At 36.2% G+C, this 16,441-nt stretch carries 16 protein-coding genes and 1 riboswitch; of the genes, 4 read left to right on the top strand and 12 right to left on the bottom strand.

The window, feature by feature from the left end; genetic code table 11:
• Both GQ598_RS11120 and GQ598_RS07435 read left to right on the top strand, forming a co-directional pair.
• On the top strand, positions 1-208 hold a 208-nt coding region (locus GQ598_RS11120), incomplete at its 5' end, for a hypothetical protein (RefSeq protein ID WP_237410334.1).
• Positions 209-689: 481 nt separating this feature from the next.
• Positions 690-2,039 (top strand): hypothetical protein, encoded by a 1,350-nt coding sequence (locus GQ598_RS07435; protein WP_160403343.1) that lies wholly within the window; start codon positions 690-692, stop codon positions 2,037-2,039.
• 198 nt (positions 2,040-2,237) lie between these two features.
• Here the strand turns inward: GQ598_RS07435 and GQ598_RS07430 are convergent, their stop codons facing one another.
• From GQ598_RS07430 to GQ598_RS07420, 3 genes are read right to left on the bottom strand one after another with little or no spacing between them, the layout of a single operon-like run.
• Positions 2,238-2,873 carry a hypothetical protein gene (locus GQ598_RS07430; protein ID WP_091350117.1) on the bottom strand — a complete coding sequence of 212 codons (636 nt, stop codon included), beginning with the start codon at positions 2,871-2,873 and terminating at the stop codon, positions 2,238-2,240.
• Between the two features lie 5 nt (positions 2,874-2,878).
• On the bottom strand, positions 2,879-3,514 hold the full coding sequence (locus tag GQ598_RS07425) for a hypothetical protein (RefSeq protein WP_160403342.1): 636 nt from the start codon (positions 3,512-3,514) through the stop codon (positions 2,879-2,881).
• Positions 3,505-5,595 carry a hypothetical protein gene (locus GQ598_RS07420; RefSeq protein ID WP_160403339.1) on the bottom strand — a complete coding sequence of 697 codons (2,091 nt, stop codon included), beginning with the start codon at positions 5,593-5,595 and terminating at the stop codon, positions 3,505-3,507. Before GQ598_RS07420 ends, GQ598_RS07425 begins: the two co-directional genes overlap by 10 nt.
• A 408-nt stretch (positions 5,596-6,003) precedes the next feature.
• Positions 6,004-6,129, top strand: a riboswitch (molybdenum cofactor riboswitch).
• Between GQ598_RS07420 and moaA the strand changes: the two genes are divergently transcribed.
• The gene (moaA, locus tag GQ598_RS07415) at positions 6,123-7,097 is read left to right on the top strand and encodes a GTP 3',8-cyclase MoaA (RefSeq protein ID WP_160403337.1); all 975 of its coding nucleotides are present in this window, start codon (positions 6,123-6,125) and stop codon (positions 7,095-7,097) included. Its footprint overlaps the riboswitch before it by 7 nt.
• Here the strand turns inward: moaA and gluQRS are convergent.
• The 3 genes from gluQRS to folK all read right to left on the bottom strand — a co-directional run bounded on the left by gluQRS (position 7,077) and on the right by folK (position 9,078).
• On the bottom strand, positions 7,077-7,964 hold the full coding sequence (gene gluQRS / locus GQ598_RS07410; RefSeq protein WP_160403335.1) for a tRNA glutamyl-Q(34) synthetase GluQRS: 888 nt from the start codon (positions 7,962-7,964) through the stop codon (positions 7,077-7,079). The genes moaA and gluQRS overlap by 21 nt on opposite strands.
• 33 nt (positions 7,965-7,997) lie before the next feature.
• Positions 7,998-8,453, bottom strand: coding sequence for an RNA polymerase-binding protein DksA (gene dksA / locus GQ598_RS07405; RefSeq protein WP_160403333.1), 456 nt, complete (start codon positions 8,451-8,453; stop codon positions 7,998-8,000).
• A 142-nt stretch (positions 8,454-8,595) separates the two neighbouring features.
• The gene (gene folK, locus GQ598_RS07400) at positions 8,596-9,078 is read right to left on the bottom strand and encodes a 2-amino-4-hydroxy-6-hydroxymethyldihydropteridine diphosphokinase (protein ID WP_160403331.1); all 483 of its coding nucleotides are present in this window, start codon (positions 9,076-9,078) and stop codon (positions 8,596-8,598) included.
• Between the two features lie 226 nt (positions 9,079-9,304).
• Between folK and GQ598_RS07395 the strand changes: the two genes are divergently transcribed.
• The gene (locus GQ598_RS07395) at positions 9,305-10,663 is read left to right on the top strand and encodes an MmgE/PrpD family protein (RefSeq protein ID WP_160403329.1); all 1,359 of its coding nucleotides are present in this window, start codon (positions 9,305-9,307) and stop codon (positions 10,661-10,663) included.
• Positions 10,664-10,704: 41 nt separating this feature from the next.
• On the opposite strand, the gene GQ598_RS07390 is transcribed toward GQ598_RS07395, so the two are convergent.
• The 6 genes from GQ598_RS07390 to GQ598_RS07365 form a co-directional block, all read right to left on the bottom strand.
• Complete coding sequence (locus tag GQ598_RS07390; RefSeq protein WP_160403327.1) at positions 10,705-11,457, bottom strand: amino acid ABC transporter ATP-binding protein; 753 nt, start codon at positions 11,455-11,457, stop codon at positions 10,705-10,707.
• Between the two features lie 11 nt (positions 11,458-11,468).
• A complete protein-coding gene (locus tag GQ598_RS07385; RefSeq protein ID WP_160403326.1) occupies positions 11,469-12,140 on the bottom strand; it encodes an amino acid ABC transporter permease in 672 nt (223 codons plus the stop codon).
• Positions 12,137-12,919 carry an amino acid ABC transporter substrate-binding protein gene (locus tag GQ598_RS07380; RefSeq protein ID WP_160403324.1) on the bottom strand — a complete coding sequence of 261 codons (783 nt, stop codon included), beginning with the start codon at positions 12,917-12,919 and terminating at the stop codon, positions 12,137-12,139. Before GQ598_RS07380 ends, GQ598_RS07385 begins: the two co-directional genes overlap by 4 nt.
• Positions 12,916-13,440: a GNAT family N-acetyltransferase gene (locus tag GQ598_RS07375; RefSeq protein WP_160403323.1), complete on the bottom strand. Its 525-nt coding sequence runs from the start codon at positions 13,438-13,440 to the stop codon at positions 12,916-12,918. The genes GQ598_RS07380 and GQ598_RS07375 overlap by 4 nt, the downstream gene beginning before the upstream one ends.
• Complete coding sequence (gene purB, locus GQ598_RS07370) at positions 13,437-14,798, bottom strand: adenylosuccinate lyase (protein WP_160403321.1); 1,362 nt, start codon at positions 14,796-14,798, stop codon at positions 13,437-13,439. The genes GQ598_RS07375 and purB overlap by 4 nt, the downstream gene beginning before the upstream one ends.
• A 424-nt stretch (positions 14,799-15,222) precedes the next feature.
• Positions 15,223-16,398, bottom strand: a complete 1,176-nt coding sequence (locus GQ598_RS07365) for an amino acid aminotransferase (RefSeq protein ID WP_160403319.1) — start codon at positions 16,396-16,398, stop codon at positions 15,223-15,225.
• Between the last annotated feature and the right edge of the window lie 43 nt (positions 16,399-16,441).

Raw genomic sequence — 16,441 nt, 5'->3', positions numbered from 1 at the left:
CGGAATGGCTTTTGATTTAGTTATATCAAAACCCCAACTGACTTGGCCCTCAAAACCACTCAAAGCTAAAAATTCCCCACAAAAATCGGTCAGGAAAGGTATTGATTTTATTAAAGTTTTTATTTTGCTGTTTTTAAAAGAAAAACATCTCCTCCCAAAAAACACCCAACACTATTTTATTTATCATATTTCCCCATCATCTCATTAACTTAATTGAATTTATTCATCATGAGTAATTTTATGTAAACCTTCTTTGCTATGATTTATTCGCCTTGCAACTAAAAGAAGTGGTCAATTTTTTTTTATAAGCTATACTCTCAATAGGTTGCGGTAAATCAAAAATTAGTTTATCCATATTTTATAGACTAATCATTATAAGAAATACAAATAAGATAAACACTCTTGATATATAGGATATTATGCAACATAGCTACAACCGCTGTATATGGCGGTATTATTTTTTTAATCTTTTTCAGTATTTGTTTGGTCAACTTTTGAAAGTTGACCTTATTTCTATCCTAAACCTCTGTAATGTAAAAACAAAAAATTGTCGTCACACTTTAGTTATAATTTTTAATAAGTGGTCATGTTTTGGTTTAAAACCCCGATTGCGATTAATGCGTCATTCACGGTTACATTTATGGTTGACTTTTTTATTGTCACATAAAATATCTTTAACGTCGTTGATTTTGCTACCATATTCCGTCAGTTTGCAGGCATTATCAGTTAATACTACCAATACTACCAATGCTATTAATGGTTCGGCGCCATATTTTACGTTTGATGGTGGCCGAACCAAAGCAACTACGACTGATAGTTTGTTAGGTATTACTTTATCTGACGGTACAACAATCACTCCTTCAACCAACTTTTCGACGCTCATAAACCCAATAGTATTGCCTAATGTAAACGAAACTTTTACTGATGTGGGTATGTTGATGCCAGTAACAAGAAACTCTATACTGCTAAGCTCGCTTGTTAATGCAAGGTATAACTATTGGGGGGATGATGATGGCGATGGGCAAGGGACTAGGGGTGTTACCGCAACAGGTCGTTTAACTGTTGATATTCGAGATAAAAATAATCAAACCGTTGCTCGTAATGATACCTTAGATATTTGTAATGCACCTTATAAATTAGTATTACGTAACACTAATGGTAGTTTAACTACCCAGTACGGTGTGCCTAACCGTAGCATATTTACTGCCGATACAGTAACTTATTACATCAATCCAACATTATCCGCTAAAGTCTGTTATGCCAAGCCCGGGTTGCAAGAAGGTGTTGGTAGGTTTGCTGGTCCTGCTGATATGTGGGATACAAGGAAAGGATTTATCAGCCAATCTACCTCTTCCGATTCTTATAATCTTAACTTCCCAACTGTGGGGGCTAATGGTTTATACTTTGATTTAGACATAGGAGGAAGTGGGCTGCTGACTTGGGCTCCTGTCACTCAGGGCGGTATAACCGCCAATATGACGCCTAATGCGAGTGGTACTAGTGTGCGTGTCATGTTAACCGGTCCTGCAGCCACTAACGATGAACAGAGTAATGATTTACCTGGCCGACTTCAAGCCGGCATACCTGTTTTACCCCAAATATTCGAATTAGAAGGTAAAGATAGCAGTGGTAGAACCGTTGTAAAATATGGATTTGTTTTACAGAAGTGGTTTGTTAACCGTGGCTTGAGAACCGCGAAAGCGGCTAACATAACCGCTTGGTGTGCTAGTTTAGGTTACCGAATGATAAAAGTAAACGATGTCACCAATGCCGTTTGTGGCAATAATAGCTATTGTCAAGGCTCAGTTGGCGCTACACCGCCATCAAGTGGTAGCTATTACCAGCGTCGAATTAATGCTGGTTTGTTCAGCGAATGGGGGCGTATGTTAAATTATTCTGGTGCTGGTTTTTCTAATTCTGTTTATTGGACAAGTGATGTTACTGGTTCGCGTGCGTTTTATGTCTATGCATATAACGGACGAGTTTACCAAGGTAATCCAGCCACTGGCAACTATCATGGGCTATGTGTCTATCCTTAGGATTTCGTGTTTTACTCGCTCATCGTTGATAGGTGAATGGTGTGCTGGCTTAATTAAGACGAAGTAAACAAAGAATAGTTGCCTAGCAAAGATGTTTTTTAATATGAAAACGGAATACGATAATAATAAATACGCTAACGTGAGTGATAGCACGGTATGCTTTTCTACTTTTTGTCCGTGCTATTTTTTTGTATTTTGTTAATGCTTTAAGGTGATGAGATCTGTTTGTTCAATTCCTGTGTCGTAGGTGTCTTTTGAGTCAAAATACGTTGCTCTTGCATCAAAGAGGATTTCGTTGTTGAGTGAAATTCTTTTATAGTATTGTTCCAGTCGCTTATCCTGTGCCCAAGCGGGAATATTCGTATAATGATAGTAATAATAGACCCATTTCCCTGAGTCGACTTGGTAGTTGGTATATTCTATTTTGACGCTTTGAGTTTTCTCGATTTTATCTAGGATTATATTACCAAAGCAGAATGCCCCTTTACTGCCGATAAAGTATTTTTTCCCTTCTTCAGTTAATTGATATCTTAATCCTTCAATTTTGGTGGGGGATCTAGGCAGGGTGGTTATATCTGTATTGGCATCATAATATTGGGCTGTGATGTTTTTGGTTTTTAAGAATTTGAGATCGACAAATAGGTCGAGTATTTCAGTTTGTTTATCGAAAAACACATCGTTAGGAAAGATGTTTTGGTTATTTGGCAGGAAATAACATAATGCACGATTATCTTCTCTACTTAAAGTTTCTTGTAGCGATTGCTTATAATCTACATTATTGCAACCAAATAGTAGTAAGCTGAAAGTAGTTATCAGTGGATATTTTAGATTCATGATAATTAATCCCAATAGTTTTTAACAATTAAGCCAATACCACGGCTATAGAGCTTTTTTGTTTGTTCATCATAATAAAACCTTACGGTATCGGTTTTTAATTCATTTTTGGGCATTAATTTTGGCGGTAATTTATCAATAACATATTGATATTCAATTTCAATATAATTGCTATACGGCGTTATTTTGGTTACCGACTTGACAATCACTTTGCCAAAACAAAATCCTGACGAACTCAAGTTAGGCCATTTTCTATAGTATTTTTTGCCTTCTTCGGTAAGGTTATAGATATAAACGATGCGATTATTATCCATTCCGCTAATTTCAATTTGTTCTGTTAGCAAGCCTGCTTCTGTTAACGTTTGTAATAGGATCAATGTGTCAGAGTCGTATCGTCTGTCAAATATGTAATAAGGCGCAGTCATTACTATTGATATGCATTTTATTGGTTCGCCATTACCGTTTATGGTGTCAAATCGTTGTTGGATTTCGTTTTGCCATTGTTGTTCAGTTAAATTAAAAACCTCGGGCAGTTTTTCGAGTTCGGATTGGCTTTGTTGTGGCGGAGCATCACACGCATTTAGAGTGAGTCCGATTATTGTTACAGCTATTGTGCTGAGAAGATATTTTATTAATTCCATAAGGTTTTTCCCTCTTTTATTGGGTATCGGTTTTCCCTGAAGGAAAATAACTCATGGTAACTATTTAATTCAGTTTGCGTCGGATATTTTTCAAAGAGTGTGGTTATCGGTAGTGGAAAGCAAAATTCTTTATCTAAATAAATAAATTTATTGGCAGATAATGCCGAGTCTTTTATTGATAATTTGCTGCAAGGATAAGTCGAGCTGATATCGGCCTTTTCAAAAACCTTAATGCGATTAAGCCAATCAAATTCCATGGGCTTAAAATCGTTATAATCGTCGTAATAATCGTTTTTAAACACAATGATGTGGTCTTTGGCAAATTTTATATATTCGATAATTTGACTGGTTCTGTTTTGATCGCTTTCTGCTATGTGATATCGATAGCCAAATTTTAAACTTTGGTTTTCAAAATCAAATTCAGGGTCGATTAACCATTCAAATTTTTGATAGTCTTTGTATTCTTTATAATCTTCTATTCTTGAAGAAATTTTTGTTTTTAAATTTTCGATGTTGGTTTTGTCATCAAATAACTTTTTGACTTCAAGTAAGTCAATAAATCCGAGTTTATAAACATTTATACATAATCGGTTTTGATTGTCATAAGCTGGCGCGACAAACCTGTCACAATGTTCTGTGTTAGATGGGTTGTATTTTTCACTATATATATATCCTTCCGGTATACTTAGTTCTGCGATACCTTCAATTTTAGTTGTGTTGGGACCTGTAAGATAAATATCACCTTTTTCGAATGTAAATGGATTGGTATTTTTGTTGGATTGAATTTGTGTAAAATAGCGGCTGATTTCGGGAACTTTATCTTTTGGTATTTCAATCGCTTTACTTTCTTGCTTTTTATGTCGATAACTGTTGTCGTTATCGGTTTTTGCTGATTGAATATAACGATCTAAAAGACATTCTCGCTCTAAGTCTGTTGGCCAGACTATTTTGTTTTCTGCATTTTTTAATACTTTTACATCGCGATGACAGTGACTGTTTTGTTCTGAACCAACGATGTCTTCGTAAAGTAAGATGTTGCCATTTACATCAAAGATCGATAATAATATTTGTTTATCATTATCACTATCACTATTTTTATCTTTATTTTTTGGAGTGGTTTTTTGGGCATAGTAGAGTTTTTCTGTGCCAACTTGAAGAAGGGTATAATTATTATATTCACCAATTGTTTTGCCCGTAATATCAATCAAACGTTTTTTAGAATTATCACTATCTTGTACCCAACTTGCTGTACCATATAAAGGCGATACGGCATAGTACTGATTTTGATAATGCATTTTCCCATCATAATCATAAATTTGATAAACATGATAACCATCTTGATAATTGCCTAGCCAAAAATAACCTGCTGAAAGGTTTTTGGGGATGCAATCAAAATTAGTCGTCCACGCTTTGGAACCAACATCGGTTTCTTTGCCTGTTTTGCTATTAACTAGATATTGGCTGTTATTTTTTTTACATAGCTGCATTATTGTATCGGATGTGATTATTTTGCATTGTGGTTTGGTTTGGGATTGCGTTTTTTGTGTCAGTGTTGTTTTAGGGAGTTTTTTAAAAAATTTACCTTGTAGATTTAAATAGCCTTCATCATATTCTGGGGTAGTTACTTCGGCATAACCGTTAATGAAGGGGCCGATTTCGAGATAATAACGCCCTTTGGGTGTAATTAGATTACCATCGGTATCAATGACAACCGATAATTTTGTGTCTTGATAATAATAGGCTATTCGTTCTTCGCCTAGATAAGTTAAGGTGTCAATGGTTTTAAACTTCAATATGTCGCCTTTTTTTTCAAAAGCAAATTTAAAATTATCTATCTTTCTTATATTGCTGTAGAGGAGGCTATCGCTACTATTGGTTAACTGCACAATCCAATAATGATCTTTGTATGTTATTGAGTTAATTTTTTGGCTGTTATCAATAATTACTGTGCCATCACGATCAAATAGTAGGTTGTTATAAGTAATATATTGGCTAGCATTATCAGCTAACGCGAATGTTGAAGATAATAATAAGCTTAAGTTTGTTAGGTATTGGGCGAGCTTGATTATTTTTTTATTCATTATGGTAAGTAATTTTCCTTTTCAATTTTATTTTTGATTAAGTTGTTAGATAAACGATGCACATTTGAAAATGAATGATTTAATTGCATAATTTATTGATAGTTAATCTGTTTTCTATAAACACGTTGTTATTGAAAACATCTACTATGCGACAACTTAAACACTATTCCTTGGTTTATTACCGGTTGCTGATTATAATCTATAATATAGTCAATGAATTAAATCAAATTTATAAAATAGCATAAATTAACATAATGTAAATTTATTTATTCATAATAAATAAGATATTAGGTATGTATAAATATTTTTCTTATTAATACCTTGTCTATAAGTAAGTCTTCATTTCCGGATAACTAGGTCGCTTGTAAAGGTCGATTTGTTCATAGTCAAAAAATAAAGTCTATGCTAGACTGAATCAAACTCTGAAGCTCTTTTGCCTAAGTGATATTTCAATTCATATGGTGGATTAGCCGCGGTATAGCACAGAAATGGCTATGCTTCCCGATTTGGATAAGGTGTTTAAATATATGCAATTAGTTGATAATTATCAGCGTCGATTTCAATATCTGCGTTTGTCGATTACCGAGCTGTGTAATTTTCAGTGTCAGTACTGTTTACCCAATGGTTATCGACCTAACAAGGCTCATAAATTTTTGTCGCTTAGTGAGATTAATAATGTTGTTGCAACATTTACTGAACTTGGTGTGCGTAAAATTCGGTTAACGGGTGGCGAGCCTACTTTGCGTCGTGATTTTATGGATATTTTGTCGATGATCTCTGCTTACCCAAGTGTAAAAGAACTCGCCATTACAACCAATGGTTCTCGTTTATTAAAAAATATTCATAATTGGCATCAAGCAGGTTTGAATGCGATCAATATTAGTATTGATAGTCTGTCTCCGCATTTATTTAAATTAATTACCGGTCAAGATAAGCTTAAAGAACTAATGCAATGTGTGGATAGATCATTAGAAGTGGGTATAAAAAAAGTCAAAATTAATACCGTTTTGATGAAAAATATGAATGATAATTTAGATGATTATTTGTCATGGATTAAAAGTCGCCCTGTAGAGTTACGTTTTATTGAGCTTATGGAAACGGGCGAAAGCCTTGATGTGTTTAATCGCTATCACCAGTCCGGTAGTTTGATTGAAACACAGCTAATTGCACAGGGTTGGCAATTGCAATCTAAAAATCCGCTATCAGGTCCAGCTAAAGTTTATGTCCATGACGACTATCAAGGCAAAATTGGGCTGATTATGCCGTATTCAAAAGACTTCTGTAAAAGTTGTAATCGATTGCGTGTATCATCAATAGGTAAGTTGCATTATTGTTTGTTTGGTGATGCCGCCGTTGATTTGCGTGATTTGCTCCAAAGTCCAGCGCAAAAGCAACAATTAATTGCAAGAATCTTTTCTTCACTAATGATCAAACCAGAAAAACATCTGTTACATGCACATAATGTCGGTATTACGCCTAATTTATCCTATATTGGTGGATAATTGGGTGTTTTGTTTTGGTACATTCATCAGTTGCCAATGCTGTATTGCCCAATCTAAAAGTTGCTGTTGTGTGGCATCTTGCCAATCTTTTGGTACACATTGCCCTAAAAATTGCAGAGCTTGAACGGTTAATGCTTTAAGGTTGTTTAAATCAATCGGGTTGGCATGATTTTGTTTTGATAGCTTATTGCCGTTGTTATCGAGTACTAGCGGTAAATGGCAGTAGCTTGGCACAGGAAAGCCGAACAGTTGATACAGTGAGATTTGTTTAGCGGTGACCGGTAATAAATCTGCCCCCCTCACAATTTCAGTAATGCCTTGCTGATGATCATCTAATACCACCACTAAATTATAGGCAAATAAGCCATCTTTACGATGAATAATAAAATCTTCTTGTGCGCTAGCTTTTTCAACGGTTTGTAGGCCACGAATTTGATCTGTAAATTGAAAAATAGGGTGATTTTGTTTTAAACGAATCGCAACTTGTTTATTATTACTAGATAAATGCCTTTCACGACAAAAATTATCATAGATACCATTGGTCAGACTTTGAATTCGCTGTCTAGTACAATCACAATAATAGGCTTGTTGATTATCGATGAGCATTTGTAAAATAGCTTGGTAACGTTCGCTGCACAATGATTGGTATAAAACCTCATCATCCCAATATAAATTTAGTGCTTCAAGAGTTTTTAATATCAGTGATGATGCCCCTTTAACTTCTCGTGGTGGGTCGATATCTTCAATACGAACCAGCCATTTACCGAGGCAAGATTTAGCTTGGAGATAGCTCCCCAGCGCCGTTACCAACGAACCAAAATGTAATGGTCCTGATGGTGAAGGGGCAAAACGACCGATATAGTGCATAGGTCTAATTGAGAATGATAGATGGTACTGGTGTTACATGCCCATCTGTTTTTCGCGAAGTTCAGCAAGTGTTTTACAATCGATACATAAATCTGCTGTTGGTCTTGCTTCTAAGCGACGAATGCCAATTTCAACGCCACAAGATTCACAATAACCAAAATCATCTGTTTCGATTTTCTTTAACGTTTTTTCGATTTTTTTGATCAGTTTTCGTTCTCTATCTCGAGCACGTAATTCTAAACTAAATTCCTCTTCTTGTGTTGCTCGATCGGCTGGATCAGGAAAATTCGCAGCTTCATCTTGCATGTGAGAAACTGTTTTACCCATTTCATCTTGTAATTGAGTAAGCCATGCTTTTAATATCAATTCAAAATGTTTTAATTGTTTAGGGTTCATGTACTCCTCGCCTTGTTTTTCTTTATAAGGCTCAAGCCCCGCAATTGAAAGCAGGCTAAGAGAAGATGTATTTAATTTTTGTTCCTTTTTCACAGCAATCCCCTTAAGTACAGATTATTTGCAAGCGGTAAACTATATCAATAAATTAGCTGTTGGCAAATTTTTTTTATTATTTTTTTGTGTGTAAAAAATAAGCAAAATAGTGCAACTGTATGTTATTAATTAAGATAAGTAGTTATTTCCACTTTTTTAATCCATTTTTAGGGCATTTAGTTACTAAGTCGTACAGCTTATCGTTATCCGGTAAAACAAGTTTAGGACTGATGTCATATAGTGGGTAGAGCACAAATTCTCTGCTTTTCATGTGGTAGTGTGGAACGGTGAGCCTTTCACTTTCTAGTACTAAGTTGTCATACAATAAAATATCAAGATCTAAGGTTCTAGCTCCCCATCGATTGTCTTTACGTACACGACCTTGCGCTTTTTCAATTGATTGTAGTTCGTCAAGTAGTTCAATCGGAGATAAATTTGTCGTTAGTTCTATGACGGCATTAAGATAATCATTTTGGTCTTGTGGACCAAGAGGTTTGCTTCGGTAAAAAGGAGAAATAGCCGTAACTGTTGTGTTAGGCAAATTTTTTAACGCTGCAATTGCACGATTGGCTTGTGACAATGGATCTTCAAGATTACTGCCTAAGGCGATATAACAAGTTGACATAATAAGATGTTAAATTTTGATTTGATTATTTTTGTAGGAAGCATTTTAACATATAAAATAATGGCTAAAAATGATTATATCAATGGCGAATACGTTATGATTTTAGGTTATTAGAATATAACTACTTAATCTTTAACCTGTGGCTAATTATACGTTATTTTAGCTATTCCAAAGTAAATTAGTTTCACTAATCGCTTATCAACTTTGCTTAGTTTGAGAGTTTTGCATGAATTTAGGTCAACAGTTAAGTTTTTTAATCAGAAATACGCCAATAATCAGTGACCCTCAAGTTATTGATTGTGCTATTAATGGGATAACTGATTATTTTGCTTGCACTTTACAAGCTTGCCATGAAGATGATGTTCATAAATTGCTAGCATGGATAGCAGACGAAGGCGGTAATGCTAGAGCTTGGCTAATTGGTCAAAAAAAGTTAGCTAGCGCAAGGCAAGCCGCGCTACTTAATGGTTTTCAAGCCCATTGTTTAGATTATGATGATGTACATTCAGATGTTCGTGGTCACCCCTCTGCCGTTATTTTATCTGCACTTATTGCCAGTGTTCGATTAGATAATGCTGAGCAAAAAATTGATGGTCGGCGTTTTTTAACCGCTTATGTTATTGGTATCGAAGTGATGGCCTTATTGGGACAAAGCGTTAATCCACAGCATTATGAAAAAGGTTGGCATGCAACTATTACTTTGGGCGGGATTGCGGCAACAGCGGCTATTTGTTATCTCTATGATGAATCGTTTTTATCGCAAGCATTAACGTTAGCGGCGACTCAAGCATCTGGTATGCGTTTGTTAATGGGCACACCGATTAAGTTTTTGCATGCTGGGATAGCAGCCGAACATGCCATACAAGCGGTTGAGTGGTTAAGAGCGGGTATACATGCCGATCAGGATTTTTTAGATGATAAATTAGGTTTTTTGGCTATTTATGGACAAGGTAATACACGTTTTGATTTAAGTCATTGGGGTAAAACTTGGAAGATTGTGCATCCCGGATTATGGTTTAAAAATTATTCTTATTGTTCAGCTGCTGCTTATATTGCTGATGCGGGGCAATTGCTTTATCGGAATTCTAACTTTAGTGTTGATAAGATTGAGAATATCACTATCTTTTTTTCTCCACCACAAAGTGATGCAGCGTTAATTTATCAAATGCCTTTGCTTGCTGAGCAAGGGCGTTTTTCGGCTGAGTATGTTTTAGCATTAACTCTTTTAGGGTTGCCACTTAGTTTTGAACAGTTTTCAGCAAAACCTATTGCAAATGGCATAAAAAATTTGATGCAGAAGATGAAACGAAGCTATCAAATACAACTTACACCTCATCTTGAAGCGTATAATCAACGTTATGTTGTTGTTGAGATTGTCAATAGTACAGGTGAAAAGTTGGACCAACGAATTGATATTCCAAAAGGTTCGCCAAAAAATCCGTACAGTCAGCGAGAATTATCATTGAAGCTGGTCAAAGCCGTAGGTGACCAAAAGACCGCGGATAATTTATTGAAAGATATTCGTGCGCTTGCGGTCGGTTTAGATCTGCATACATTTTTATTATCACATCTTTTAACGCTTTAACGATTAAAAACTCATGCTATAGTTAAGTCAGTTTTTAATCGTTAAATTTCAAAATCGATTTCATCGGTTAATTGGCGCAAAAAGCGTTGTGTTATTTCATTTTGTGGATTATCGATTATTGATTTTGCCGGTCCTTGTTCAACAATTACGCCATCAGCCATAAAAATAACTCGGTCTGCAACATACTTAGCAAACTCCATTTCGTGGGTCACGATAATCATTGTGATATTTTCTTTAGCTAGCTGTAGCATTACTTGTAGTACTTCGTGTACACGTTCGGGATCAAGTGCGGATGTTGGTTCATCAAACAATAATACTTTGGGTCTGACTGCAAGTGCTCTTGCGATAGCAACACGTTGTTGCTGACCACCAGATAAGGTTATGGGATATTGTGTGGCGTAAGGTAACATACCAACGCGTTCTAATAATGATAAGCCAAGTTGTTCAGCTTCTTTTTTATCTATCTTTTGTCCAACAATTAATGGATAGGTGATATTTTCTAATGCGGTTTTATTTTTAAATAAATTGTAGTGCTGAAAGACCATTGCAGATTGCTTGCGTAAATGGGTTTCTTCTTTATTACTATAATGCTTAGCATCTAGCATTGCTGTGCCAATTTGAATGGTGCCGGTGTTTGGTTTTTCTAATAAATTTAAGCAACGTAATAAGGTCGATTTGCCCGATCCTGAAGGTCCAATAATTGCAACCACTTCGCCTTGTTCAATGTTTAGGTTGATCTCTTTCAAAACTTCATTATTAGCAAAGCGTTTAGATAAATGTGATACTGTAATCATAACTTGTCTCCTTAACGATGATAGGGGGCTGTGAGTTTCTGTTCTAACTGTTTTTGTATCCAAGAATAGATAACAACAGTCAACCAGTAAACAATACCTACAGCTAAATAGGTTTCAAAGTAGAGGAATGAGTTAGCGGTTAACATTTTTCCGGCTGCTAATAGTTCTTGCACGCCAACAAAAAAGGCGACAGACGAATCTTTAAGTAATGAGATAAACATATTACCGGTATTCGGTAAGGCATTGACCATGGCTTGGGGCAGTATAATACCTCGATAAACTTGTATTTTACTTAAACCTACTGTTAGCCCTGCTTCTTTCTGTCCGTGATCGACCGATTCTAAACTTGCTCGGAAAATTTCGGCTAAATAGGATGAATATTTTAAACTAAAGCAGATAATGGCCGCCGTTGTTGCCCCCATATGTTTTAAAACAGGAAAAATCTGCGGTAACCCGTAATAAATAATAAACAGTAAAACAACGGAGGGTATTCCTCTAAACAGAGATATAAACAGTGCGAAAATAGTATCGATAATCATTATTTTATTGCTACGCAGTAATGCAATCGCTAACCCTAATATAATGGCAAACATAATCGATATGATGGTAATAAAAAGGGTAACCGGCAGATAAGGTAATATCTGCGGAAACACACTTAAAAAATAGTTTACATTAAAATTCATAAGGTAATATCTTCGCCAAAATATTTAATTGCCAGATTTTTCAATGTGCCATTAGTGCGTAACTTTTCGATTGCTTGATTGAATTTTTCACGCAGTGCTTGACCTTTTTCATCTTTACTAAATGGAAAAGCAACTTGCTCAATAGTAATGGGTTCACCAACTAATTTGAAAGGTAGATTTTTACGCTTAATTTCAGCTAGTAATATCGGTTTTGAATTGACATAACCATCAACTCGTTGATATTCCGTATCATACATTGCGCCATCTCGTGTCTCATAGGTCTTGATGGTGATATCATTGTTAGGAAAGGCTTTTTTTAGATTGTTTATATGATTTGAGCCTAGCACACCAGCAATAGTTTTACCTTTAAAATCAGATAATTGATTGATATTGTCGTTATCTTTGTGAGTCACAATTTGGCTACCGTAAAAGCTATAGGTGTTGGAAAAATCATATTTGGCTTGACGAGCAGGTGTAATTGCAACCGCATTGGCTATAGTATCTAACCGCCCAGAATCAAATTGTCCCATTAAGCCACCAAATTCGGCAATGACCCATTCAACTTTATAGCCTAATTCTTTGGCGATCGCCTCGGTAACTTCAACATCAAATCCGACTAATTTGCCATCTTGTTTATAGCCGTTTGGATAGCTTTGTCCTGTAGAACCCACTTTAATAATATTTTGCTCTGTGACTTGATGGTTGGATTGATTATCACAACCAATTAAGGTTAGGCTAGTTAATAAAAGAGCGGACAGTAGTGTACTTATTTTTTTCATTGTTTATTACTCCTTTTTTTCCATTCGGTATAGCTTTTATGATTTAAAATTTTTTCAAAATAGAGCGTAGTATGATCTGACGTTAAATCCGCTTGCCCTATTTTTTTATAGCCTTTATTTATGTACGTCTGGGCAAGCCATGGATGATTTGCGGCGGTGCCTAACGTGACGGCAGGTAACTTTAGTTGGTTAATTAAAATTTGCTGTTCAACAAAATCCCATAATGCATTACCATAGCCTTGACCTTTATATCGTGGAGCTGTTGCAAACCAACCTAAATGGGGTAACCCATAAGGTCCTGGGTTATTGCCCCACGGAAAGCGAATGCTTAAAGTGGATAGTAGCTCACCATCTTTTTCAAATAAATACACGGCATTAGACTCAATATGGTCAGCAATCTGTGATTGCTTGATTGCTGCTGCGGCAAAATGAATGCCTAATTGAGTTGTGGCTTGATAAGCACTATGCAGTAGGGCTTGATAAGCTGGAATATCTTTATCAGTTATTAAACGAAAACTCATGCTAATGCTCCACACTGTTCAGCATATTGAATGACTTGTGCTACTTTTTCAGGAGCAGAGCCAAGATAGTTAATTGGATCTAACCAAGTATCCAGCTCGGATTCGGTAAATTCTTTGTTTAAACTTGGATCTTCTAATAATATATCTTTAAATGGTCGATTTTGTTCAAACGCTTTCATGGCGCTTTGATAAACCAGTTGATGAGCAGTTTGTTTGCCTAATCGCTTACCAATTTCGAACATGACTTTTTCTGATAACAGCAGGCCATTTTGTAGTGATAAGTTAGCTAACATCCGATCAGCATTGACTTTTAGACCTTTAAGTACCGCTAATGCTGTTTGTAGTTGCGCTGAAATGTAAAGGTTAATTTCGGGTAGTGCGATCCATTCTGCACGCCAACTCATGGCATCGCGTTCATGTTCAACTTTCATTGATTCGTGAATTAATGCGACGCTTTTTAAAAGTGGCGCTGTCAAACTGGCTAAACCTTCTAATGCTGCTGGGTTGCGTTTATGTGGCATGGTGGTTGAGCCAATTTTTCCCTCTGAGAAGGGTTCTTCAACTTCGTTAATTTCAGTACGCATCAAGTTGTAAAATTCATTGCCTATTTTGCCTAATGTGCCACTGATTAGCGCGATGACTGATGCATATTCAGAAAAACGATCACGCGCCGCTTGCCAACCGATATTAGGGGTATTTAGCCCTAGTAACGTTAACGCACGCGATTCAACCTGTGGGCCTAACTTGCCTATTGATGCATACGTACAAATTGCGCCACTAATATTACCGACTAATACGCGTTGTTTAATTTCGCTTAAACGTTGTAAATGCCGAATAAATTCATCTAACCATACTGCAAGTTTAAAGCCAAAGGTTGTGGGAAGCGCTTGCATGCCATGCGTACGCCCAACCATGGGTAAATATTGATACTGTTTGGCTAAACGTTTTAGTTCGAGTGCCACCTGTTTGCTATCGCGTTCAATGACAACAAATGATTGTTTTAATTGTAAAACAGTTGCAGTATCGACAATATCTTGTGTGGTTGCCCCGTAATGAATATATTGACCGGCATCACCGACTTGTTTTTGTAGTGCGTTAATGGTCGACATTAACGAGTGTTTGGCCTTTGCCGCTTCTTCGGCAATGTGTTCAATTGATAATTTAGTTGCATCGGCTTTGGTTATGATTGCATTGGCAGCTTCAGCGGGAATTACACCTAGCTCACCTTCTGCTTGAGCTAAAGCAACTTCGACCTCTACTTGTTTTTGCAGGCGATTTTGTTCTGACCAGATCGCCCTCATTTCGCTCGTACCAAAGTTATTGCCTAAAATTAAAAAATCTAAAATATGTGACGCCACCCAACTATCCTCAATCATGGTTATTATTCTATTAAATAATTATTAGTAATTATTGGGAGATCGTCTAATAATCTGTTTGTCTATGGATATAACCAATTGGAATAAAAGATTAATGAAAAAGGGTAATTTTTGTGCTTAAGTAGTAATCAGGATATTTTTTGAGTAGTGAGGAGGGGAATACTAAACAAGTTAATCTTTTGAAAAAAACGTTCAGAAAAGCTATTGATTTTATTGTGTTTTTTTTGAGTCGCTAATGATTTGCTGATTATGCTACATTGCCATTAAAGTACGTACCATGCTTTCGATTTATTTATTTTAGGGTTGGTTGGTCTCGTGAATTTTTAATTGATATCTCAAATTTTAAATACTAAAGAAAAACACTCTGGTTATTTGAGTGTTTTTCTTGTGACTTAAACAACAATTTTTATAGCACTTGAACAATCGATTCGCAAAGTCTAGACATGTTATCTAACGTCATACCTGCGACATTGATACGTCCGGAATTAACAATATAGATGCCGTAATCGCTACGTAATTTTAGAACTTGCTCTTCACTTAAACCGCTAAACGAGAACATGCCATTTTGTTTGACAATAAAACTAAAATCTTGATTAGCACCTTTATCTTGTAAGGTTTTCACAAATAGTTGGCGCATGCGGTGGATGCGTTGGCGCATATTGGTTAATTCATCAATCCATTCTTCTTTTAATTCATCATTGTTTAAAATATACGAGACTATTTTTGCACCATGGGCTGGTGGGTTAGAATAATTTGCTCGAATGATGGTTTTTACCTGACTAAAAGCGCGATCGGCAATTTCAGCATTGGCGGCAATTAAGGTAAATGCTCCAGCTCGTTCATTATATAAGCCAAAATTTTTAGAATATGAGCTAGCAATAAGAAGTTCAGGATGATTGTTCGCAAATAACCGTAGCCCATAGACGTCTTCTTCTAAACCCTGTCCAAAGCCTTGGTAAGCTAAGTCAAAGAGTGGTAACCAACCATTTTTTAAGGCTAAGTCCGAGATAGCTTGCCATTGTTCAGGGGTTGGATCAATACCCGTTGGGTTGTGGCAGCAACCATGGAATAACACAGCTTCTCCTGAGGCAACTAAGTTTAAGTTATTCATCATTGCATCAAAATTAAGACTGTGAGTCTGAGGATCGTAATACTGGTATTCACGAACCTCAAGGCCTGCCATTTGAAATACACTACGATGATTTGGCCAAGATGGGTTGCTGATCCAAACGCGTTTTACTTTTGTTCTGCGAGCTAAAAAATCGGCCATAATTCGTAAGGCGCCAGTTCCCCCTGGTGCTTGGGCGGTTTTGGCTCGTTCATTTTCATGACCAAAAAGTAGTCGTTGGGTTGCTGTATTAAAGGTATTATCACCGTCAATTGCTAAGTAGCTTTTTGAGGTTTCATTAGTTAATAAGAAGTGTTCTGCTTTTTTTACACTTTCTAGAATAGGTGTTTTGGTGGTTTCATCTTTGTAGACACCAACACTGAGATTGATTTTATTAGTGCGTTCGTCTTTGTTGTAAAGATCGGCTAGCCCTAAAATGGGATCGGCTGGAGCTGCTGTTAAATATTCAAACATAATTCACCTATCAGATCTAATGACTGTTAACGCATTATATACA

Source organism: Gilliamella sp. Pas-s95 (genome assembly GCF_009795795.1).
Classification (GTDB): domain Bacteria; phylum Pseudomonadota; class Gammaproteobacteria; order Enterobacterales; family Orbaceae; genus Gilliamella; species Gilliamella bombicola.
The sequence above is the reverse complement of the archived record's forward strand: the minus strand, read 5'-3'. Positions and strand labels throughout refer to the sequence as shown.

Bases quoted from the DNA above. Each gene is read 5' to 3' on its own strand.
- GQ598_RS07430 (WP_091350117.1), bottom strand. From the start codon at position 2,873: ATGAATCTAAAATATCCACTGATAACTACTTTCAGCTTACTACTATTT.
- GQ598_RS07425 (WP_160403342.1), bottom strand. From the start codon at position 3,514: ATGGAATTAATAAAATATCTTCTCAGCACAATAGCTGTAACAATAATC.
- GQ598_RS07420 (WP_160403339.1), bottom strand. From the start codon at position 5,595: ATGAATAAAAAAATAATCAAGCTCGCCCAATACCTAACAAACTTAAGC.
- moaA (WP_160403337.1), top strand. From the start codon at position 6,123: ATGCAATTAGTTGATAATTATCAGCGTCGATTTCAATATCTGCGTTTG.
- gluQRS (WP_160403335.1), bottom strand. From the start codon at position 7,964: ATGCACTATATCGGTCGTTTTGCCCCTTCACCATCAGGACCATTACAT.
- folK (WP_160403331.1), bottom strand. From the start codon at position 9,078: ATGTCAACTTGTTATATCGCCTTAGGCAGTAATCTTGAAGATCCATTG.
- GQ598_RS07395 (WP_160403329.1), top strand. From the start codon at position 9,305: ATGAATTTAGGTCAACAGTTAAGTTTTTTAATCAGAAATACGCCAATA.
- GQ598_RS07390 (WP_160403327.1), bottom strand. From the start codon at position 11,457: ATGATTACAGTATCACATTTATCTAAACGCTTTGCTAATAATGAAGTT.
- GQ598_RS07385 (WP_160403326.1), bottom strand. From the start codon at position 12,140: ATGAATTTTAATGTAAACTATTTTTTAAGTGTGTTTCCGCAGATATTA.
- GQ598_RS07380 (WP_160403324.1), bottom strand. From the start codon at position 12,919: ATGAAAAAAATAAGTACACTACTGTCCGCTCTTTTATTAACTAGCCTA.
- GQ598_RS07375 (WP_160403323.1), bottom strand. From the start codon at position 13,440: ATGAGTTTTCGTTTAATAACTGATAAAGATATTCCAGCTTATCAAGCC.
- GQ598_RS07365 (WP_160403319.1), bottom strand. From the start codon at position 16,398: ATGTTTGAATATTTAACAGCAGCTCCAGCCGATCCCATTTTAGGGCTA.